Genomic DNA, 283 nt, shown 5'->3' with positions numbered 1-283 from the left:
CAGCCTGCGCGTCACATAGTCGATCGGTCCGCTCGAACGCCCGACGCTGTGCTCGCCGCCGGGCACGACCAGCAGGTCGAAGTCCTTGTCGGCCTTGATCAGTGCATCGGCGACCTGCATTGTCGAGGCGGGATCGACATTGCTGTCCTGCTCGCCCACGATCATGAACAGCTTGCCCTGAAGCCGCGCGGCATTGTCCACGCCCGAGGCATCGGCATAGCTCTTGTCGACCGGCCAACCTAGCCACTGCTCGTTCCAGCTGATCTTGTCCATGCGGTTGTCG

1 protein-coding gene is annotated in these 283 nt (G+C 63.3%); it reads right to left on the bottom strand.

Annotated elements, in window-relative coordinates:
- Positions 1-273, bottom strand: a 273-nt coding sequence (locus tag FLQ44_RS19865; protein WP_206209009.1) for an alpha/beta hydrolase family protein, incomplete at its 3' end; no start/stop codon positions are given.
- Positions 274-283: the final 10 nt, after the last annotated feature.

Origin of the sequence: Vogesella mureinivorans, from assembly GCF_007644035.1 — a bacterium.
Taxonomy (GTDB): domain Bacteria; phylum Pseudomonadota; class Gammaproteobacteria; order Burkholderiales; family Chromobacteriaceae; genus Vogesella; species Vogesella mureinivorans.
Note: the sequence above shows the minus strand (reverse complement) of the source record. Positions and strands in the feature narration are given on the sequence as shown.